20 protein-coding genes are annotated in these 19,847 nt (G+C 51.9%); 9 read left to right on the forward strand and 11 right to left on the reverse strand.

Annotated elements, in window-relative coordinates:
* Positions 1-118: 118 nt before the first annotated feature.
* Positions 119-568: a hypothetical protein gene (locus tag FJ147_19050; GenBank protein ID MBM4257976.1), complete on the reverse strand. Its 450-nt coding sequence runs from the start codon at positions 566-568 to the stop codon at positions 119-121.
* Between the two features lie 227 nt (positions 569-795).
* Between FJ147_19050 and FJ147_19055 the strand changes: the two genes are divergently transcribed.
* Complete coding sequence (locus FJ147_19055; GenBank protein ID MBM4257977.1) at positions 796-2,007, forward strand: LLM class flavin-dependent oxidoreductase; 1,212 nt, start codon at positions 796-798, stop codon at positions 2,005-2,007.
* 100 nt (positions 2,008-2,107) lie between these two features.
* On the opposite strand, the gene ygiD is transcribed toward FJ147_19055, so the two are convergent.
* Positions 2,108-2,893, reverse strand: coding sequence for a 4,5-DOPA dioxygenase extradiol (gene ygiD / locus FJ147_19060; GenBank protein MBM4257978.1), 786 nt, complete (start codon positions 2,891-2,893; stop codon positions 2,108-2,110).
* A gap of 35 nt (positions 2,894-2,928) precedes the next feature.
* Positions 2,929-3,903 carry a D-glycerate dehydrogenase gene (locus tag FJ147_19065; GenBank protein ID MBM4257979.1) on the reverse strand — a complete coding sequence of 325 codons (975 nt, stop codon included), beginning with the start codon at positions 3,901-3,903 and terminating at the stop codon, positions 2,929-2,931.
* Between the two features lie 88 nt (positions 3,904-3,991).
* Here FJ147_19065 and FJ147_19070 point away from each other — a divergent pair, with 88 nt between their 5' ends.
* Positions 3,992-4,399: a ferredoxin:thioredoxin reductase gene (locus FJ147_19070; GenBank protein MBM4257980.1), complete on the forward strand. Its 408-nt coding sequence runs from the start codon at positions 3,992-3,994 to the stop codon at positions 4,397-4,399.
* A 21-nt stretch (positions 4,400-4,420) separates the two neighbouring features.
* Complete coding sequence (locus FJ147_19075) at positions 4,421-5,305, forward strand: LLM class F420-dependent oxidoreductase (protein ID MBM4257981.1); 885 nt, start codon at positions 4,421-4,423, stop codon at positions 5,303-5,305.
* Between the two features lie 80 nt (positions 5,306-5,385).
* On the opposite strand, the gene FJ147_19080 is transcribed toward FJ147_19075, so the two are convergent.
* Positions 5,386-5,853, reverse strand: coding sequence for a nitroreductase family deazaflavin-dependent oxidoreductase (locus FJ147_19080; protein MBM4257982.1), 468 nt, complete (start codon positions 5,851-5,853; stop codon positions 5,386-5,388).
* Between the two features lie 302 nt (positions 5,854-6,155).
* Here FJ147_19080 and FJ147_19085 point away from each other — a divergent pair, with 302 nt between their 5' ends.
* Positions 6,156-6,488, forward strand: a complete 333-nt coding sequence (locus tag FJ147_19085; GenBank protein ID MBM4257983.1) for an SCP2 sterol-binding domain-containing protein — start codon at positions 6,156-6,158, stop codon at positions 6,486-6,488.
* A 74-nt stretch (positions 6,489-6,562) separates the two neighbouring features.
* Here the strand turns inward: FJ147_19085 and FJ147_19090 are convergent, their stop codons facing one another.
* Positions 6,563-7,927, reverse strand: coding sequence for a CoA transferase (locus tag FJ147_19090; GenBank protein ID MBM4257984.1), 1,365 nt, complete (start codon positions 7,925-7,927; stop codon positions 6,563-6,565).
* Between the two features lie 114 nt (positions 7,928-8,041).
* Between FJ147_19090 and FJ147_19095 the strand changes: the two genes are divergently transcribed.
* Positions 8,042-8,980, forward strand: a complete 939-nt coding sequence (locus FJ147_19095) for a cyclase family protein (protein MBM4257985.1) — start codon at positions 8,042-8,044, stop codon at positions 8,978-8,980.
* A 73-nt stretch (positions 8,981-9,053) separates the two neighbouring features.
* On the opposite strand, the gene htpX is transcribed toward FJ147_19095, so the two are convergent.
* Both htpX and menA read right to left on the reverse strand, forming a co-directional pair.
* On the reverse strand, positions 9,054-9,902 hold the full coding sequence (gene htpX, locus FJ147_19100) for a zinc metalloprotease HtpX (protein ID MBM4257986.1): 849 nt from the start codon (positions 9,900-9,902) through the stop codon (positions 9,054-9,056).
* Positions 9,903-9,985: 83 nt separating this feature from the next.
* Positions 9,986-10,915: a 1,4-dihydroxy-2-naphthoate octaprenyltransferase gene (gene menA, locus FJ147_19105; protein ID MBM4257987.1), complete on the reverse strand. Its 930-nt coding sequence runs from the start codon at positions 10,913-10,915 to the stop codon at positions 9,986-9,988.
* A 23-nt stretch (positions 10,916-10,938) separates the two neighbouring features.
* Between menA and FJ147_19110 the strand changes: the two genes are divergently transcribed.
* Complete coding sequence (locus tag FJ147_19110) at positions 10,939-11,526, forward strand: hypothetical protein (protein MBM4257988.1); 588 nt, start codon at positions 10,939-10,941, stop codon at positions 11,524-11,526.
* An 87-nt stretch (positions 11,527-11,613) separates the two neighbouring features.
* Here the strand turns inward: FJ147_19110 and FJ147_19115 are convergent, their stop codons facing one another.
* The 3 genes from FJ147_19115 to FJ147_19125 form a co-directional block, all read right to left on the reverse strand.
* Positions 11,614-12,723: a zinc ribbon domain-containing protein gene (locus FJ147_19115; protein ID MBM4257989.1), complete on the reverse strand. Its 1,110-nt coding sequence runs from the start codon at positions 12,721-12,723 to the stop codon at positions 11,614-11,616.
* 78 nt (positions 12,724-12,801) lie between these two features.
* Positions 12,802-13,869 (reverse strand): helix-turn-helix domain-containing protein, encoded by a 1,068-nt coding sequence (locus FJ147_19120; protein MBM4257990.1) that lies wholly within the window; start codon positions 13,867-13,869, stop codon positions 12,802-12,804.
* Positions 13,870-13,902: 33 nt separating this feature from the next.
* On the reverse strand, positions 13,903-14,895 hold the full coding sequence (locus tag FJ147_19125) for a Gfo/Idh/MocA family oxidoreductase (protein ID MBM4257991.1): 993 nt from the start codon (positions 14,893-14,895) through the stop codon (positions 13,903-13,905).
* 137 nt (positions 14,896-15,032) lie between these two features.
* Between FJ147_19125 and FJ147_19130 the strand changes: the two genes are divergently transcribed.
* A complete protein-coding gene (locus tag FJ147_19130) occupies positions 15,033-15,458 on the forward strand; it encodes an NUDIX hydrolase (GenBank protein ID MBM4257992.1) in 426 nt (141 codons plus the stop codon).
* Between the two features lie 153 nt (positions 15,459-15,611).
* On the opposite strand, the gene FJ147_19135 is transcribed toward FJ147_19130, so the two are convergent.
* The gene (locus FJ147_19135; GenBank protein ID MBM4257993.1) at positions 15,612-16,067 is read right to left on the reverse strand and encodes a hypothetical protein; all 456 of its coding nucleotides are present in this window, start codon (positions 16,065-16,067) and stop codon (positions 15,612-15,614) included.
* Between the two features lie 226 nt (positions 16,068-16,293).
* Between FJ147_19135 and FJ147_19140 the strand changes: the two genes are divergently transcribed.
* Positions 16,294-17,736 carry a hypothetical protein gene (locus tag FJ147_19140; protein MBM4257994.1) on the forward strand — a complete coding sequence of 481 codons (1,443 nt, stop codon included), beginning with the start codon at positions 16,294-16,296 and terminating at the stop codon, positions 17,734-17,736.
* A 42-nt stretch (positions 17,737-17,778) separates the two neighbouring features.
* Positions 17,779-19,698 carry a hypothetical protein gene (locus tag FJ147_19145; GenBank protein MBM4257995.1) on the forward strand — a complete coding sequence of 640 codons (1,920 nt, stop codon included), beginning with the start codon at positions 17,779-17,781 and terminating at the stop codon, positions 19,696-19,698.
* Positions 19,699-19,847: the final 149 nt, after the last annotated feature.

The following is a 19,847-nucleotide window of genomic DNA, read 5'->3' on the forward strand; positions in this document are numbered from 1 at the left end:
GTCGCCCGCGTTCATCCAGCTCTTCGACCAGACTTCGATACTTAGACCGAAGCCAGCACACAATGGTCTCGTCTCTCATCCCTGCTCTTGTGCAGAGGCTCTCCACTCCGGTCAATCACTATTGCGGTAAGTTGTTTCCTGCCACCGCCTTAGTGATGTTAATGCTCCCGATATCCAACGTGCGTTCATCACGTAATATGCTGTTAAGTTCCATTGGTCGCCTCAGGTGCTCTGGAGCTATGAGCTGTTGTAAGACATCGCTAGCCGCGCGGACCGCCAGTCGACTGCCAAGGGTCAGTTGTCGCCAACGTACAGCGTCACTTACCCAATCCACGCGAAACACGAGCGGTCCCTGCACGCTAGAGAACTCATAGAGTCCCTCAGCCTCAGGATAGCGGCTCTGCGCCTGCTCCAAACTGCAAGGGGCGCACATCACCACGCCGCGGATGAGAGTGAACTCCCGAAACGACCAACGCGAAGGTGGAATACCTTGCGATGGACGCTGCACGCAGGCCGCAAGGCTCATCATGATGATAGTGTGGCACAAGAGTTCTAACGTTTTCGTCATGATTGGTCTCCCTCATGTCAAATCAAGCACCTACGTGCATGTTCGCTCGAACACCTGCTGGGGCAGAAAGGGTCGATATCGTGTGTCGCTCTTGTCCTCTATTCCCTTCAGCGCAGCCAGTGGTCCTTTTATTCCCTTTCCCTAGAATTGGCAGTAGCCTGCGGTACCCGGCGCCTTTCCTGATCATATGAACAGGCTCTGACTGTCGACGAGGTCTCCTCCTTTGCGTGCTATATCACAATATGTACGGTTGCGTCTGGGTTACGCTCCGTGCTAGGTTTGGCGCGGTTTCGTCTCGGACGCTTTTGCGCACGCTGGCAAATCAGCTGAGAAATCGACATAAGGAGGGACCTCACATGAAGTTTGGTTTGATGTACGAAATTCAAATTCCTGAACCCCACTATCCAGGGATTGTTCAGGATACCTACAAGCAAGTGATTGCCCAAGTCATGCTGGCCGAAGAGATGGGCTTTGATCACTTCTGGACGGTTGAGCATCACTTTTTGACTGAGTTCTCTTACTGTCCAGCGCCAGAGGTATTGTATGGCGCGATTTCTCAGCGCACCAGCAAAATCCGTATTGGTCATGCGGTCGCGCTGCTCCCGCCACAATACAACCACCCGATTCGTGTTGCGGAGCGTGCTGCGGTACTCGACATCCTTAGCGATGGTCGTTGCGAACTTGGCACTGGACGTTCAACTACCTTGATTGAGATGGGAGGTTTTAACATTAACCCGGAAGAGACCAAGGCGATGTGGGAAGAGGCGGTTGCGATGATCCCGCGCATGTGGCTCGAAGATCCGTTCTCACATGAAGGTCGCTTCTTCAAGGTTCCGCCACGCTCGGTTATTCCAAAACCAGTGCAGAAACCACACCCTCCGCTGTGGGTTGCATGTGCCCAGCCGGATAGCTTTACCGCGGCAGGAAAAAAGGGCCTGGGTGCTTTATGCTTCAACATCGGTAACCCCGAGGAATTGACTCGTCGCGTTGATCTCTATCGCGAAGCCGTTCGCCAGGCAGAACCCGTCGGTGCGTTTGTCAATGATAAAGTTGCCGCACTTGGTATCATTCACTGTGCGGAAAGTGACAAGCAGGCACGAGAGATTGGTGGCCCCCGCGGCATGTGGTTCCTCAATAAATCTCTGGAGCTATATCGTCCGTGGCAGGAGCAAGGAGTGAAAGTTCCTGACTCCTATAAATTCGCTGTCGGCGCACTGCAGGGGGAACGGTCAGGGAAGTCACTGGATGATTTGATCGAGGGAGGCATGTTCTGTATGGGGAACCCGGACACCTGCATTCGTATTCTCAAGAAGTATCAAGCCGCAGGTGTCGACCAGGTCCTGTGCTTCATGCAGTTTGGTGGCTTGCCGCATCAGAACATCATGGATTCGATCCGCTTATTCGGCAAACATGTGATCCCGTATTTCCGCAATGCATAAGCGCTGAAGGGGAAGAATCTAGAGGCTAAGGGCCTGCTGTGAGAAGCGACACAACGTCATGCCCGCGCAGGCGGGCATGACGGCAATCAACTGCTGCAGCCTAGAGTGAATGGCCTCTAGCGTCGCCAAAAACCACAGCCAACATTCCAATCGAGCCATTCTCGATCCCATCGATCGCAAATGACAGTGGTTCTCCTTCTTCCTGCAGCCGCGCTGCATAAAGGAGCGGAAGATAATGCTCTGGCGTAGGTACTGAGAGGGGTGCCTCAGGTCCGATGTTTTCGTAATCGATCAACAGCCTGTGATCTCTTTTAAGCAATGAGTCGCGTACCTTTTCGTTGAATCGTATCGCCCAGTCAAACGGAGGCGCGTTCTTACTCCAGTTCAGGATGCCGAGATTATGCACGACACTCCCGCTGCCAAGGATCAATACGCCTTCATGACGCAGCGGTGCCAACCGTGTGGCAAGGTCATAATGAAACTGCGCTGATTCAGTCCCATCGAGGCTCAGTTGCACGACCGGAACATTGGCTTGTGGAAAAAAATGCGCCAGCACCGACCAGGTGCCGTGATCCAATCCCCACCCTCTGTCCATCTGCACCTCAACTGGTGCGAGCAGTTCGCGAACGCGTGCGGCAAGCTGGGGATCGCCAGGTGCAGGATATTGCACCTCGAACAGCGCTTGTGGGAATCCACCAAAGTCATGAATCGTCCGCGGCTTTTCCATAACGGTAACCGCCGTGCCTTGCGTGTACCAATGCGCAGAAATGCACAGTACGGCGTTTGGTCTTGGCATTGTCGTCGCAATTTGCCGCCAGGCGTCGGTATAACGATTCTTTGACAGGGCGTTCATCGGGCTACCATGGCCGACAAATACGGTGGGCATGCGCGTTTTCGTCTGAGACATCCTACACTCCTCTTTTATGCCAAAACTTCAGGATTGACTGGCGTTGGTGGCCGACGACCCGCCAGAAACGTCGCGATATTTTCTGCCGCTAGAGTTGCCATGCGGGTTCGGGTCGCGATACTCGCACTACCAACGTGCGGAACGATGAGGCAATTCTCCAGGGTGAGCAAGGGATCAGTTTGAGGAATTGGTTCTGGATCAGTCACATCGAGTGCGGCCCCGGCAATAACACCATCGCGCAACGCTTCATACAAAGCCCGTTGATCGACAATTGGGCCGCGTGCAGCGTTAATGAGAAAAGCGGTACGTTTCATTAGTTTGAATTGTGGAGTTGAAAGTAAGTGGCGCGTCTCCGGTGAAAGCGGAACCAGAACCACAACGAAATCGGATGCACTTAACAGCGTTGGCAGGTCGACTCGTGTACAGTCGACCCGCTTTTCTGCTTCCTCATTGCGGCTACGATTGGTGTAGAGTATCCGCATGTCAAAACCCTTGGCTCGTTTGGCGACTTCAGTGCCAATGCGTCCTAAACCGATAATCCCAAGGGTGGCATGGTGAACATCGGTGCCGAGAAAGACAAACGGGCTCCACTTTGGCCACTGCCCCGAACGTACCCGTCGTTCGCCTTCGCCAATTCGACGTGCAATCGCAAGAACAAGCGTGAAAGCGAGATCTGCAGTCGTCTCAGTCAGAACCCCCGGTGTGTTGGTGAAGACAATGCCGCGACGCGTGAGGGCTGGCACTTCAACGTTGTCATAGCCGGCCGCCATATTGGCTACGATGGTCAGACTGGGGGCATGCGAGAGAAGATCTCCGTCAACACGTTCGGTAACCATGCACAGAAGTGCCCTGGTATCACGAAGTTCCTGGAGCAAAGTTCCCCGTGGCACTGGTTCGTCGTGGTTCCAGACTTTCACGTTTCCACACGGTCTTAAAAGATCAAGCGCAGCTTCAGGGATTTCCCGTGTTACATAGATTTTCGTGGGCATGTTCCTCCTCCCGGAGAAAAATGGCATAAGGATGGGCGTTATCATTCAGAAGGGATCAGCGGAAAGCAACCCGTATGGGAGGGCCAACATGAAAGAACAACCATCAGAGAAGAGCATGCAGCGCATGCGCGTGTATGTACAGAAGTACTTGGAGAAAAGTGGCACTTCTCCTCATCCGGAGAAAGAAGTGACTGAGGCCGTTATTCTTGGACTTGCGAGCAATATCGATGAGGTGGGGCGGCCACTCTGTCCGTGTAATTTCTATCCGGACAAAAAAGCTGAGCTTGAGCGCAGTCGCGAGTGGGTCTGCGCCTGCGATGAGATGAAGCAATGGAAATACTGTCATTGCTTACTGTTTGTGACACCAGAAGGAATGCCAATCACAGAGTACCTGCCAGAAGATCACGAAGGGCGACAAATTTACGGGCTTGTGAAAGACCCAACCCCCGGTAAAGGGCGCGAAGCCTTCAAGGCAACGGGTGAAGCTGAAGAATAATTTGTAAAGGAGGAACGTCTCATGAAAATTGGTTACTTTGCTGTTGGTATCGGCCTTACGGCTGATGCCGAAAACCTGGCAACAACGGCCCAGACTGCTGAAGCCTGTGGGTTTCACTCTCTATGGGCACCGGAACATGTCGTATTAATTGATCAGTACGTTTCTAAGTATCCCTACTCAAAAGATGGCCGCTTACCGATGCCAACCACGAAGGTTGATATTCTCGATCCGTATATCGCGCTGACCTATGCGGCAGCGCTCACCAAGAAGATTCGTCTTGGCACTGGGATTAGCTTAATTCCAGAGCGGAGTCCGGTGGTCACGGCAAAAGAAGTTGCCAGCTTGGATAAATTGTCTGGTGGACGGTTTGATCTGGGCGTCGGGATTGGCTGGCTGGCAGAGGAATTCACAGCGGTGAATGTTCCTTGGGAACGCCGTGCCGAACGAACGCGTGAATACTTGAAGGCGATGAAACTCTTGTGGACCGAAGAAGAGCCAGAGTTCAAGGGTGAATTTCTCAGCTTTCCTAAAGTTCGGATGTACCCAAAGCCAGTCCAGAAACCGTACCCCCCGATTGTTTTTGGTGGTGAGAGCACCCCTGCGCTCAAGCGTGTAGGCGAAGTCGGCGATGGCTGGTTTGGAGTGAATGTGACACCAGAAGCAGCGCCGGGCTTAATTTCGCGCATGCAAAACTATGCTCAAGCAGCCGGACGTGGCAACGTAAAACTCTCCTTTGCTGTATCACCTGGCATTGGTTCGCCTGTCGAGCTTGACCAAATTAAGCGTTATCGCGATGCAGGTGTTCATGAGGTGATTGTCGGGGCGATTATAACGGATGCGAAACAAGTGAAGAGTGAAATTGAACGGCTCGCAGAAAAATTAGTAGTGCCGTCGGCGAAGCTGTAAAAGAAAGGCTACAGGCCACAGGCGTAGGCTACAGGGATTCCTTTCTCTTCCCCTGAAGCCTATCGCCTCAAGCCTCAAGCCTATTGCAATTCCACCTCTACGGCTTTGCCATGCCCAATTGACGAGCCCACCATTCCCGCCAGGCGTGCTCCGACGTACTTTGTCCGAAACAACCCATGAATCCGCTCGGTCTCTTTTTCGTCATCGATAAACTTGGCTTTTCCATTGAGCGTTACCGAACTAATCTTCAACGTCAGTTGTGGGTTCTTCTTGAGATTCTGATACCAGTCGGATTTACCACCCTTACCGGATTGTAAATACAAACGTCCCTGGTCGTAGACAAACCAGATAGGTTTGGTGTGAGCCTTGCCACTTTTACGGCCTGTCGTTGTGATTTCCACAGTTGACTCGTTGGCGACTTTTTCCAAGTCCGGCTTTGCAACCGGTGTTGCCTCTTGGGCAAAAAGAAAAAGTGTTGGGCTCACAAACAGCGCCACCCCGACAACCAAAGAGTAAAACCAGTATCGACGACGATTCAGCGAAAGCATGTAACCTCCTTGTTTTCACTCACCTCATTTTTCATTCTGCATTCTTCATTTTGCATTCTTTTCGTGCAATCCCTTGCTTTGCCATTATCTTGAAGTGTGGTAGATGCTCGGCTACATAGCACGAAGGACAGAAACTATGACCACTGCTTTCTCTTTCGTCACATCGTTCGTGACCAGAGTCAGATGCTCTCGTCAATCCGGCTCATCGGGGAGCACGTCATCCCCCATTTCCAGTGAGGACCTTTCCTCACTCACAAAGACTTGGTAGCTTAAGGAGAGTTTACCAGCAGAGGAGGAGCCCTATGGCAACCCAATTTCATTGCACGATCGCCAATGAGGCAATCGATGTGAATTCAGGAGCGTGTGAGAAGCCCAACATCACGTTGACCATGAAAGAGAGTGATTATCTCGACATGATCAATGGTAAGCTCAACGGTCAGATGGCGTTTATGACTGGAAAGTTGAAGATTGCTGGCGATATGGGGCTTGCTCTGAAACTTCAGAGCCTGTTCAAGTCAAGTGGCGGAGGCTCTCCTGCAACAACCGTTCAACAAGTGATGGACGGTATGAAGGACACGTTCAACAAGGATGCTGCCAAAGGGATGAGTGCTACCTTCCAATTTGATCTGACCTAACACGACCCGCCTACCATGCATACAGACGGGGCACTACGTGCCCCGTTTTCTTTCCGCTTCTGTCGCCTCGTCTACTAGACGACTTCTTTATCCCGAAACGTGGCAATATCTTCCCACGAAAATCCTGCTTCAAGCAAAATCTCTTCACTATGCTGCCCAAGTTCGGGCGGCGGAGTTTTCGTGTGCAACGGAGTCTCACTCAGCTTGATGGGATTGCCAACCACGCGCACTTTGCCAACCTCTGGGTGATCCATCTCGGTAATATAGCCGTTGATGAGCGCTTGTTCGTTAGTGAGAATGTCACGGTACTGCTGTACTGGAGTTGCGAGAATGTCAATTTCAGTGAGTACCTTCATCCATTCGTCGGTTGTCTTCTTCGGAAAGACTTCATCAAGGAGCTTCTCTATTTTTACACCACGGAAGTTGCGAATGACATTGTCGCTGTAATCTGGATCAGACAGCACCTGTTCGATACCCATCACGCGACAGAAATTCGGCCAGCGTTTGTCGTCGACACCGGCCAAGCAAATCCAGCCATCTTGGGTTTTGAATGAACCCCATACGCCTTGCAGGAACTGGTGGCCACGGCCAGCGCGCCGAGTTTCGATGCCACTGATGGCAGTGAAGTTCATTTCCATGGATTGCAGCGCAATGACGGTTCCGTAGATACAGGCGTCAACTTGCTGCCCCTTCCCTGTCTTTTCACGCGCATAGAGGGCCGCGAGGATACCTGCCGTCAGTGTAATCGCACCTGAATGATCAGCCACTGCGGCACCGCACGGAAGGGGACGATCGGTTGGCATACCGTTTTTAGCCATGAGCCCACCTGCTGCCTGAGCGAGAGTGTCGCGGCTGGGGCGACGAGTCCACGGACCTTCTGGGCCCCACGACGAACCTTTGGCATAAATCAGTCGCGGATTCCGTTTCGTTAATTCTTCATAGCCAAAGCCAAGGCGCTCCAGTACACCGGGTCGATAGTTGCTCAACAACACATCTGCGCTATCGAAGAGCCGATAGAGAATCTCTTTCGCTTCGGGTTTTTTCAGGTCAAGCGTGAGGCTACGTTTGCCTCGGTTCATCGCCAAAAAATAGTGACTGAAATTCGCATGAGGTGCATCGGTTCCACCGATCAATTTCACCAACATGAAACGACTCAGATCACCGGTATCACGCATTTCGATTTTGATGACATCGGCTCCCATATCGGCGAGAAACAAGCCCGCATACGGTCCCTGAATCTCTTGCGCGATTTCGATCACTTTTACTCCTGCGAGTGGTCCGGGCATAACATCCTCCTGAAGCGAACAACCTGGGGCGCTTGTAGTGCAGGTTCCGAGTATGGTCAAGGCATGCTTCGCGAAATAAAAAATTAAAAATGAAGAAGGAAAAATGGAAGAGGAGAAATGCCGCTGGCGCGGTCTTGCTTGTCCTTTTCTCATTCTCAATTTTGCATTTTACATTTTTAATTTTTCATTCATTCTCCTCCTCTACAAAAACCGTCAGCGCCTGGATATAAAAGTGACATATACATAACCGAACAGGAGGAGGACGCTATGCCAGGACGTGAAGCAATGTCGAAAGTCACCAATTGGGGACGTTGGGGAAAAAACGATGAAAAGGGAACTGCAAACTTCATCACCCCGCAAGTGATCGTAGCTGCGGCAAAGCTGGTGAAAAAGGGCGCGGTCTTTTGCTGTAGTATCCCAATTGATCAAGCTGGTCCGGTATTTCCCACACGAACCCCGGCCCAACGATTTATGTCGATTCTTAATGTGCCAGTTAAAGATGTCGGCATGGCAGGATCAGCGATCGCCAATGACGATTACATCACGATGTACCTACAAGGCTCGACACAGTGGGACAGTCTGGCTCACGTCGGGTACGAAAATAAGTTCTACAACGATACACCGACCAGTGCGGTGACCGCGCACGGTGGGGCGGCACGCAACGATATTGGCAAACTCTACCAATCATTTGTCACTCGTGGTGTGCTCCTCGATATGGTGAAGTACAAGGGATATGAGAAAGATGGTCACTTGCCAAAAGATTATCCGATCACTGTGGCTGATCTCGATGGTTGCGCTGCTGCGCAGAAAGTCGAAGTGAGAAGTGGTGATGCCCTGTGCCTTCGCACGGGTTGGGTGCCGTATTGGTATTCACTCAAGGCCCACGACGAAAAAGAAGCCTATTTTCACGCTCAACCTGGGATGTCTGTCCATACCCTCGATTGGATACACAAGAGAGAAATCTCGTGTATTGCCGTGGACAACATTGCTGTGGAACGCTTACCGTCGGAAATCGATGGCGAGTTTATTCCGTTCCATCAGATTGCGATCCGTGACATTGGCTTGTCACTAGGTGAGATTTTTACCTTCGATGCGCTGGCAAAGGATTGTGCGGCTGATGGAGTCTATGAGTATTTGTGGGTGGCGCCGCCGCTCAACATTCCCAATGCGGTGGGCAGTCCGCTAAACGCGTTGGCGATTAAATGATGTCCGTAAAAAAATAGGGGCGGTTCGCAAACCGCCCCTGCTGGGAACTCTAGGGGAGCTTCGTAGACGACGCTTACGCCCGCCGTCCAGCCATCTGTTCCAGACGAGCAATCCGTTCTTCCATCGGCGGATGAGTGCTGAACCATTTCGCCCACCCACCACCAGTCAGCGGGTTAACGATGAACATATGAGAGGTTTGTGGCGAAGCCTCCATCGGAATACGCTGAGACATAAGCCCAAGCTTACGAAGGGCAGAGGCAAGACCACCTGGGTCTCCACTGATCTGTGCGCCAGTCGCATCAGCCGAAAACTCGCGGGTGCGAGAGATTGCCATCTGAATAAGCATAGCTGCAAGTGGCGCGAGGATGATCATGATCATCATGCCGATAAAGTTACTACCCCCTTCATCGTCATCACTACGACCGAACCCGAACATTGCGCCCCATTGCAGCATGTTGGCAACGTGGACAATCACGCCGGCAAGTGTCGCAGCAATCGTGCTGATAAGAATGTCGCGGTTTTTGACGTGCGCAAGTTCATGAGCAAGTACGCCAGTCAGTTCGCGTTCATCCATCATGCGGAGTAATCCCTCAGTTGCGGCAACCGCAGCGTGACTGGGATTACGACCCGTGGCAAAGGCATTCGGAGATTCTGATGGAATGATATAGACCTTGGGCATTGGCATTTTTGCAGCCAACGCGAGGTTGTGAACGATGCGATACATCTTTGGGGCTTCCGCTTCAGTAACTTCCCGCGCTCCATAAGCGGCGAGAACCATTTTGTCGGAGAACCAATAGGCGCCAAAGTTCATGGCAACCGCGATCACGAAGGCGATTGTCATGCCACTCGACCCCCCCATATAGTTGCCCATAGCCATGATCAGACCAGTCAAAGCACCGAGCAAAAGTGTCGTTCGTAACATTGCTTTTTCCTCCAATAGTTAAATAGTTAAGGCCACTTTGGCAGAGTGTCAACTAACCAAGAGATGGGAGGCTTATTGTAGAATCACGACAACAGATGGCCGATGAGCAACCCCACAATTAATAAGACCCCATATTCGAGGTGTGACTTCACCGTACACATCAGTGCCTCATTGAGATCTTCGACCTTCTCGGTTCCGAACGGAATACGCACTGCTGGGATAGCATGTCGCAAGGTAAGCAGCGTCAGCAGTACTGGCCACGGTGCATAGCCCAAAAGAACCAACGCGACAGTAATCACGTACGCACCGTACACCAGCCCTAGCAGTTCCCAGTTGGCCGCCTCACGGCCAATCATGGTAGCCAGCGTCCCTTTCCCTCGTTCTTTATCATGTGGCAAGTCGCGAATGTTATTGGCGTGAAGAATCGAGGCAACGAGGCAGGCAACAGGGAGGGAAATCAGAAAAGACGTGAGGGTGAACATCTCACGTTGAACAAAGTAAGCACCCATGACGATGACTGGTCCCATGAAGATGAATACTGTCGCTTCACCTAACGCGATGTAGGCAAGAGAGAGTGGACTTGCCGTGTAAAAGTATCCAGCCAGCACGCTAACAAGGCCGAGGGCAAGGACGGGCCAGCCACACAAAGCAACAAGGATCAGGCCGAACACACTCCCGATGCCAAATGTGGCAACCCCGCCCCAAAACATTTCGTCTGCAGTGAGGAGTCCACGTTGAATCACCTGACTCGGACCCAGCGTGTCAGGCGTGTCCACGCCATTCACATAATCGTAGTAGTCATTGATCATGTTGGTACCGACCTGGATGAACAGTGAACCGAACAGCGCCAGGAAAAATCGTCCCCAATGAAAAGGGCCATCAATTGCAGCTAACACAGAACCAATCAGTACCGGAGTGACTGAAGCTGTAAACGAAAAGGGGCGCGAGGCTTCCAGCCACGACCGCCAACGACTTGGTCCCGCACCGGCAGTCAAGATGTTTCCCGTTGTCATATGATCGTTCCTCCACAGTTATTATGGCTTGCTCGATTTTTTCCGACAAGCATAGGCAGGAAGGGATAACTCTGATTACGTTGTCATTGGCGAGACGTTCCAACGGAGCGTCTCTACTTGCCCTGCATTTCCGAAACACGATAAACCCGAGTGAGGAGGAATCTTTCATGCCAACTGAACCGATCGGTCGTCTCGACCATGTGGCCATTGCCGTTCAGAGTATTGAACAATCGCGTACGTTTTTTGAAGACTCGTTAGGCGCTAAGTTTCGCTACGTTGCTGAAGGCCGAGGCGGTGGGTTTCGCTACGCCGTTTTTGACCTGCATGATTTTACCATCGAACTGATTGAAGCCGTCGATCCAAAGGGCTTCGTAGCTTCGTTTATCGAAAAGCGCGGAGAAGGTGTACATCACATCACGTTACAAGTTCCGGGACTAAAGGAGAAAATCGCGTTCCTGGAAGGAAAGGGCATTCGAGTTGTCGATAAACGCGAAGATGGAGATCGTACAGTCGAAGCGTTTCTTTCACCAAAGACAGCGTGTGGAGTGTTATTTCAGTTAGCCGAAGATCAACCAGCGTTGAATAATGAGCCATATTGGAAGAAGACGTGAATCGTAATGCGTAATGTGTAATTCGTAAAAAGGGGAGGCGGGTCGGTTACGTATTACGTTTTACGCATTACGTGTCATAGCCAGGTCTTACCGTTCCGCCAACGCAAAAAAGATACTCAGAAGCACCAACACGAAGAGCACGGTGAAAAAGATCTTTACCCAACTCTTCGGATAGTCACCTGAAATCGCGCCGGTGACTCCATTGACCACGACATGGTATGTCCGTGGACCATAACTGTAGGTGAGCAACCAAGCCGGCGCGAGGATATGTTTGAACGTCTGTCCGGAATAATCCGCACGTACTTGTAAATTCCGTTGCGTATCGCCCGGGACGTGTGCGCTACACATGCGGTGGAGTTGGGTATCCATACGCTCACGTGAATGTTGGGCGGCTGCAACGAGGTCGATCTGATAGCGCTCAACCACCCATCCCGAGAGATACCCGGAATTATAGAGAACGAGGTTGTTGGTCGGAAATGGCTCAATAGCTCGTAAATGGTGTGGTTCTATCGCATGAGAAGCCGCAACCAATTCATCATCAAAGAAGTATTGCAGCGAGCCTGAAGCAGGTTGCCAGCGGACATGCCGTACTTCGCGGGTGCGAACATGGCCGGTGTTATCGCGGAATTGTTCTGTCGTGTAATAGTAATACCCGGCTTCAGCTTGCCAGTCAGCATGCACCTGCGCATCAAAGGTCCAGTACGGCAGATAGACACCTTTCACCTGATCGGTCAGCGCGACGTGCTTGAGCTTATTTGGTGCAAACCAGACTTCACCGTACCATTTACGGATAATGGTTCTGACAGCTGACTCACTAATCTTCAGTGGCAGCAGGCTTTCGGGAGTGAAGGAGTCTTTGATTTGCTCATAGGGAACAAGCGCATTGGAACCGCAGAAGTCACAGCGCTGACCGACACGAGTGGCGTCAAATACCGAAATAGCCTGGCAACTTTGGCATTTGACCGATGTCTTCTGGGCTTGCCAGCCGCGATAGTTATCGGTGATGCCTCGCAACGCTTTGACCAAGTCATGTTCAATAATTTCTGGACTGCCCGTTGCTATTGGTTCAAGTTGGCCTGGAGCTTCGGTCCCACAGAAAGGACAGATCAATGCCTGTTTGGCTGGGTTCCAGTGCGCTTCAGCTCCGCAGGCAGGGCAGGAGTGCTTCGCTTGGGCAGTAACTTGAGGTTGGGTCATAGGAAAACGTAAAACGTAAAGTGTAAAACGTAAAAGAAGAGGAGCGGTGGTTAGGGATTACGTTTTACGGATTACGTTTTAATTCCTCAGAAATTCCTCCACTGCCGTCCGCGTAATCCGATACGTCGAGCCAATTTTCTTGGCTTTGAGATCACCTGTGGTTATGGTGGCCAGGACATCGTCTTCGCTCACTCCGAGCATCTTGGCGACATCAGCGATACCAAGCAGATCAGGCAAGGGAGCAGCCGCAGCGGTCGTTGCTGCTCCAACGGCAGGTGGCGTGGACTGATTCAATATCCCACCAGGTTGATTCAGCATTTGCTGGGCTATGGCCAAACCAATGCCAAGCTCTGCACCGGCGCCACCAACGCCAGCGCCGCCTTTTTCCAGGCCTTGGGCCATTTGGAACTTGACGTAGTCGTTGAGATTACCAACCGCAGCCATACTCGAACGTTTGTCGATTGCTTGCTCAACTTCTGGTGGTACGGAAACGTTCTCAACGACGAAGCTGGTCAGTTCGAGACCGTACTTTTCTTTCATCACCGGATTCAGAATCGGTAGGATCGCCCCACCAACTTCTGAATAACGGGACGCGACATCGAGTACTGGAATCTTCGCTTCTGCCAATGCCTCAGAGAAGACACTCACAATGCGCGAACGCATAACATCGGCAAACTCATCAAGACGGAAATGATCGTCGGTGCCTGCCACTTCTTTGAGAAACATGCGCGGCTCGACGATACGGAAGTCATAGGTGCCATAGGCACGCACGCGAACGATGCCGAAGTCTTGATCGCGTATCATGACTGGATTAGCGGTCCCCCATTTGTTGCCAGAGAATATGCGCGTGATGACGTAATACAGGTCAGCTTTGAGCGGCGACTCAAAGCCATACTTCCATCCCTTCAAATCTGTGAGGATCGGGATATTTGCCGTTGCCAGTTCATATTTGCCAGGACCGAAAGTATCACCAAACTGACCGAGATACACAAACTGTGCGACCTGTGACTCGCGAACAATCAGTTGCGCACCATTCTTAATCTCTTTGTCTTCATCGGGAAACCGGTACGACAGAGTATCACGTGAGTCGTCTGTCCATTGAATGATGTCAATAAACTGACCACGGATGAAATCCATTAATGCCATACGATCCTCCTCAACTGGGCTGCAGCAGTTATCTTAAACGTATGTGGCTACGGATTCCAACTGACCACTTGTAGCAGACCGATAACACGCCTCGGCAATTGCCACAGCTCGGAAGCCATCGTCGGGGGTGATAGGGAAGGGGGTACCGTCACGAAGACAATTGACAAAGACCTGGAGCATGTCACGAATGGTTGGTACCGGTGGTGGGAGCGAAAGCGATATCCGTTCTGCGCCGTGAATCACATAAGCAAATCCATGATAATGATCGCCCACCAGTTGGCCGTTCGCGCCGGAAATTTCGATGAACCCGGAGCGACTGGCAGTTGAACGTGAACCCGCTGCAGCACCGTGTAGGATATGCGAGCCTGATGTGTTCTTGAGCTGACAGAGCATCGAAAAGTTATCTTCAGTTTCTTTGGTCAGCACCGTCTGTGTTTGGCACCATACCTGTGAGGCTTCATACCCACTGAGAAAGCGTAATAAGTCGAAACTATGAACCCCAGTATGGAGGACGATGCCCCCACCGCTTTCGGCTTTATGATCGAGCCACACCAGTGGTGATTGTTCAAATCGTTGACTGAGATACAATGAGTGTAGTGGGGCGATCTGGGGAAGGTGGTGCTTCAACGTTTGCACGACGCTGTTGAAGCGCAACGTATGTGCAACCATGCAGCGACTGTGGCTCCGCGCGAGCGTTGTCAGTAATTGCTGGCCTTCAGCAACGCTGGTTGCAAAAGGCTTTTCCAGCAGAATGTGTTTCCCAGCCTGGCAGGCTGCCGTGACAATCTGTTGGTGGAGATAGGGAGGGACAACGATCGCGACAGCGTCGATTCGTGTATCACTAAGGACCTGGCGATAATCCGCATAGTAGGCGCAGTGGTATTTTGCCGCGAGTGTTTCCCCTTCGTGTCGATCGCGTCGACACACCGCCACGAGTTCAGCTTGTGGAATATCCTCGACGATGTGCTTTGCGTACCGGCTCCCGTGTTTCCCTGCGCCAATGAGTCCAAAACGTATCGTGTCCATGCCAGAAGCGTAACTGATACTGCGTAGCGGAGCAAAGAGAGAATGTATGCTCGTTTACATAGATGACGAAGGCCTCGTCGTTCCCGCGCCGGCGGGAATCCATTTTTTCCTTGTACGAGGGGTGCTACAGTTCTCCGATGGCAACTCCCCGCAATCCTTTTCCTACTGTTGATATCATTATTGAACTTGCAAGCGGTGGCATCGTCCTCATTCGTCGCAAGAATCCTCCGCCAGGGTGGGCGTTACCAGGGGGATTTATCGACTACGGCGAATCAGCCGAGACAGCGGCGATTCGTGAAGCTAAAGAAGAGACGTCACTCGATGTGCAGCTTGTCGAACTACTCCATGTCTATTCTGACCCTGCGCGCGACCCCCGCCACCATACGCTCTCGACAGTTTTCATTGCTACTGCGAAAGGCCAACCCCAAGGGGCAGATGATGCCGCGGAAGCGCAGGTATTTTATGAGAATACCCTTCCTACTCCTCTGGCGTTCGATCACGGCAAAATTCTGCGAGATTATTTTGCCTATAAACAGACCGGAAAGCGGCCACGGTATAGTTAGAAAACGGTATTGATGATGGAGGGATCGAGAGACGTCTCGGGAGACGTCTCTCTTATCTGATCAGGCAATCTCTGTAAGACCAGGAGGGGGTGGTATTACGCATGCCTGATCATGACTTGGTGACAGAATGTACCTTGTGGATATGCTGACGCTTTAGGCTGCTCTCGCCTTTCGCGGTGCTTCTGACCGTCCTGCAGAAAGTGCGTGTCGCCGGCCACTTACACGACGAAATGGGGAGAGCCCGGTGGGAGCCGTTGGTTGTGCCTCCCGTGCCTGGAGAACCTTCTTCCAGCGTGAGATACCGCCACGAAGGTACTCGGCCTCAATGTCGAGTGCCGCACAGATATTCTCAAAGGAAAAAGGCCAGTTACTATCTGCTGAACCAATCCAATCTTCAGTCTCTTTCAGCAAGCGGCGTTGTCGGCGCGTGATCCCTGGCGCAGATTTCTGAAATGTAGAAATGGCATCTTCCATAACGGCGAGCATCAAGCGTTTTTCCGGCTGTGATGACCGTTCAGCCTTGATCCGATCAAAAAACTGGGAGGGAACAATCAGATCAGCTTCTAGGGTTGCAAGCGCTCGATCTTCTACCGTATTGTTCATCATCATCGTTGTTCCTCCTCATAGAAGTTCTGCTTTGTGTACGGTAACTACCGAAGGCCCCACACGAAAGCGACAAAAGAAAATAAGCAGGATCTGTGCCGAATATCGGATGCCAGAAAGGAAGCGGAAGTTTCTTCAACTTCGACCTTTACAGTCCATAATCTTGGCACAAAAGAAGACAACAAAAATATGATTCGTGTCTTAAAATGTTACTTTTGAAGGGTACCCCAAGATGGATTTTGCTGAGGTCTTAGAACGAGTCCTGGAGTTATTGCAGCGTCAAGGGCGAGTGTCGTACGGCGCACTGAAGCGGCGGTTCAATCTTGATGAGGATTATCTACGAGATCTCAAAGAAGAACTACTTTTCGCTCATGCTGAGCAGGTGAAAGAAGAAGGTCCGGGATTAGTTTGGACAGGCGAAGACAGTCTAGCGTCTAGCGTCCATAGTCTAGAGTCTGAAAAGGCTCAACGCTCAAGGCTCAACGTTCAACGTCAAGAAGCCCACTCTCCAATTCCTAATGCCCAGTCTTCTGACCCTGAACGCTGGACCCTGGACCCTGGACAAGGTGCCGCTGAGCGGCGGCAGTTGACGGTGATGTTCTGCGATCTCGTCGGTTCGACCGCGTTATCCACGCAACTTGATCCTGAAGACTTGCGTGAAGTTGTTCGGCAGTATCAACGGACTTGTGCCGAAGTGATTCAGCGGTATGAAGGGTACATCGCGCAGTATTTGGGTGACGGACTGCTTGTCTACTTCGGCTATCCCACCGCTCATGAGGATGACGCGCGCCGTGCGGTACGGGCGGGATTAGACATTATTTCTACAATGCGAGAATGGATTCCCTCTCCCGCGAGAGGAGAGGGACAGGGTGAGGGGGTGATTGGTTCACCTCGCTCCCTCCAAGTCCGCATTGGCATTCACACCGGGTTGGTCGTCATCGGCGACATCGGTACCAGTGGCCGTACAGAGCAACTGGCCCTGGGTGAGACGCCGAACATCGCCGCACGCATTCAAGGACTAGCCGAGCCCAATACGGTTATCATTAGTGCAGCAACACAACGTCTGATCGAAGGTGACTTTGAGAGCCAACCCTTTGGCTCCCACTTGGTTAAAGGTATCGAGACACCAATTGCTGTCTATCACGTGCAAAGCGAACGTCAGAGTACTTCACCTCTAGCCGGACGCACAACGCTGACACCATTAGTCGGACGTGAACAGGAAGTTAGATTGCTCAGCGATCGCTGGGAACAAGTTAAGGAAGGACAAGGGCAAGTCGTGCTGCTCAGCGGCGAGCCGGGTATTGGCAAGTCGCGATTAGTGTACACGTTACGCGAGCACGTCACGGCAGAAGGCTCGTTCTTTTTCGAAGCTCGTTGCTCGCCATATCATCAGCACAGCGTGTTCTATCCTCTGATTGAGGTGTTGCAGCGCATGCTGTTGTTCTCTCACCAAGACAACGATCAGGAGAAAGGAGAAAAACTAGAACGAACCCTGGCCCTGTACAACTTGCAGAACAGTCTGCCGCTGTTGACCGCGTTTCTTTCCCTTCCCACTCCGCCGCAGTGTCCACCGCTCAACCTGACACCGCAGAAGCAAAAGGAACGGACCCTGCAATTCCTGCTGCAACTGATAGCGGCACAAGCGAAGCGGCAAGCCACGGTCTTAGTCTGGTAAGATTTACACTGGATAGACCCCTCGTCGTTGGAATTTCTTTCGTTGCTGATCGAACAAATTCCGACGACGAACTTGTTACTCGTGCTGACTTTTCGTCCTGAGTTTGCCCCACCATGGAAATTACGCTCACATATTTCTCAATTTGTACTCAGTCGTCTTGGGAAGAAACAAGTCGAAGCCCTGATCGAGAAAGTCACGGCGGAGAAAGCTTTGTCAGCAGAACTGATCGAGCAGATTCGGATGAAGACGGATGGCGTACCGTTGTTCGTTGAGGAATTGACGAAGAGCGTGGTGGAATCTGTAGCGGCGACCGAGTCAGTCGGGACGCTTCGCGAAGCGCCCCGACAATTGGGAATTCCCGCGACCTTGCAAGAAGCCTTACTCGCACGACTTGATCGGCTTGCTAGTGCACGGCAGATAGCTCAACTAGGTGCGACATTAGGGCGTGAGTTCTCATACGAACTCATGCAAGCAGTGGCACCACTCAGTGCGAAGGACTTACGTTCAGCTCTGGGAAAACTCGTAGAGGCGGAAATTCTCTATCCACACGGCATCGGCGAGCAAAAACAGTACTTCTTCAAACATGCGCTCATTCAAGACACGGCCTATCAATCGTTACTGAAAAGCACGCGGCAGCGATATCACCAACAGATTGCGCACGTGTTGGAAGAACGATTCCCAGGAACCAAGGACACACAACCGGAATTAGTCGCTCATCATTACACCGAGGCCGGACATATCGAACAGGCGATCCCCTATTGGCAGCAGGCTGGTGAACGTGCCACCCAGCGTTCAGCCTATGTGGAAGCTATCGGTCACCTCACAAAAGGGCTGGAGCTGCTCACGACTTTACCCGAGACAAGTACGCGTGACCAACAGGAACTTGCTCTGCACGTCGCTTTAGGTTCGATCTTGATAGCAGTACAGGGCTTCTCCCATGCTGAAGTAGAAACGACATACGCGCGAGCACTGGAACTCTGTCAGCGGTTGGGCGACTCTACGCAGCTCTTTCCTACGCTGTCGGGCTTGTGGATTTTTTACCTTGCTCGCGCGGAGTTGCGAAAAACGCGAACCTTGGCTGAACAGCTTTTCCATATTGCTGAGAGTGCCCAAGACTCGGCCTTGTTGTCGATGAGCTGTCACGCTCTCGGGCAGACGTTGTTTTTTGTTGGAGATTTTTCTTCGTGTTTAAAGCATGCAGAGCAAGGAATAGCCCAGTACGATATCCGTAAACATTCTTCTCTCGCTCTGCTGCATGCAGCCTCAGATCCAGGTGTCTTCTGCCGCATCTCTGCGGCACGTGCGCTGTGGCATCTTGGTTATCCAGAGCAGGCCATGAAAATGGGCGATGAAGCACTGGGCGTCGCGAAAGAGTTATCCCATCCGTATAGCTATACCTCTGCTTTGTACTGTATCGTTGGTCTCCATCATTTTCGTCGAGAAGCGCAAGCCGTGCAGGAACGAGCAGCGGTATTGGCTGCACTCGCGAACGAACATAGCTTTCCATTTTTCTTGGCGTCGAGTCCTGTTTATCAGGGCTGGGCATCGGCCGTGCAAAACAGCCGAGAGGATGGAGTAAAGCTGATTCGCGATGGCCTCTCTCAATGGAAAACAATGGGCGCGCAACTCTGGCAACCGCATTTTCTTTCTCTCCTCGCTGGTGTCTGTGGGCAGAAAGAACAAAGCGAAGAAGGGATACGTTTACTAGCCGAAGCGCTGGATATCGTCTCTAGAACTGAGGAACGTTGGTGTGAAGCAGAGTTGTATCGGCTCAAAGGAGAACTGACGCTACAAACGTTGTCAGTCGTCAGTTCTCAGTTGCCAGCCCCTAACACCCAGCACCTCACACCTAGCACCCAGGTGGCGGTGGAGCAGGAGGCAGAGAGCTGTTTCCTCAAAGCCATCGATATTGCCCAGCAACAACAAGCCAAATCTTGGGAACTACGCGCTGTGATGAGCTAAGGCGGTGGCAGGAAACAACTTACCGCAATAGTGATTGACCGGAGTGGAGAGCCTCTGCACAAGAGCAGGGATGAGAGACGAGACCATTGTGTGCTGGCTTCGGTCTAAGTATCGAAGTCTGGTCGAAGAGCTGGATGAACGCGGGCGAC

It is taken from the genome of Deltaproteobacteria bacterium, assembly GCA_016874775.1.
Taxonomy (GTDB): domain Bacteria; phylum Desulfobacterota; class Binatia; order Bin18; family Bin18; genus VGTJ01.

Bases quoted from the DNA above. Each gene is read 5' to 3' on its own strand.
- FJ147_19070 (MBM4257980.1), top strand. From the start codon at position 3,992: ATGAAAGAACAACCATCAGAGAAGAGCATGCAGCGCATGCGCGTGTAT.
- FJ147_19075 (MBM4257981.1), top strand. From the start codon at position 4,421: ATGAAAATTGGTTACTTTGCTGTTGGTATCGGCCTTACGGCTGATGCC.
- FJ147_19125 (MBM4257991.1), bottom strand. From the start codon at position 14,895: ATGGACACGATACGTTTTGGACTCATTGGCGCAGGGAAACACGGGAGC.
- htpX (MBM4257986.1), bottom strand. From the start codon at position 9,902: ATGTTACGAACGACACTTTTGCTCGGTGCTTTGACTGGTCTGATCATG.
- FJ147_19095 (MBM4257985.1), top strand. From the start codon at position 8,042: ATGCCAGGACGTGAAGCAATGTCGAAAGTCACCAATTGGGGACGTTGG.
- FJ147_19115 (MBM4257989.1), bottom strand. From the start codon at position 12,723: ATGACCCAACCTCAAGTTACTGCCCAAGCGAAGCACTCCTGCCCTGCC.
- FJ147_19110 (MBM4257988.1), top strand. From the start codon at position 10,939: ATGGCTTGCTCGATTTTTTCCGACAAGCATAGGCAGGAAGGGATAACT.
- FJ147_19135 (MBM4257993.1), bottom strand. From the start codon at position 16,067: ATGATGATGAACAATACGGTAGAAGATCGAGCGCTTGCAACCCTAGAA.
- FJ147_19065 (MBM4257979.1), bottom strand. From the start codon at position 3,903: ATGCCCACGAAAATCTATGTAACACGGGAAATCCCTGAAGCTGCGCTT.
- FJ147_19050 (MBM4257976.1), bottom strand. From the start codon at position 568: ATGACGAAAACGTTAGAACTCTTGTGCCACACTATCATCATGATGAGC.
- FJ147_19080 (MBM4257982.1), bottom strand. From the start codon at position 5,853: ATGCTTTCGCTGAATCGTCGTCGATACTGGTTTTACTCTTTGGTTGTC.
- menA (MBM4257987.1), bottom strand. From the start codon at position 10,915: ATGACAACGGGAAACATCTTGACTGCCGGTGCGGGACCAAGTCGTTGG.
- FJ147_19130 (MBM4257992.1), top strand. From the start codon at position 15,033: ATGGCAACTCCCCGCAATCCTTTTCCTACTGTTGATATCATTATTGAA.
- FJ147_19120 (MBM4257990.1), bottom strand. From the start codon at position 13,869: ATGGCATTAATGGATTTCATCCGTGGTCAGTTTATTGACATCATTCAA.
- ygiD (MBM4257978.1), bottom strand. From the start codon at position 2,893: ATGCCCACCGTATTTGTCGGCCATGGTAGCCCGATGAACGCCCTGTCA.
- FJ147_19090 (MBM4257984.1), bottom strand. From the start codon at position 7,927: ATGAGAAAAGGACAAGCAAGACCGCGCCAGCGGCATTTCTCCTCTTCC.
- FJ147_19140 (MBM4257994.1), top strand. From the start codon at position 16,294: ATGGATTTTGCTGAGGTCTTAGAACGAGTCCTGGAGTTATTGCAGCGT.
- FJ147_19085 (MBM4257983.1), top strand. From the start codon at position 6,156: ATGGCAACCCAATTTCATTGCACGATCGCCAATGAGGCAATCGATGTG.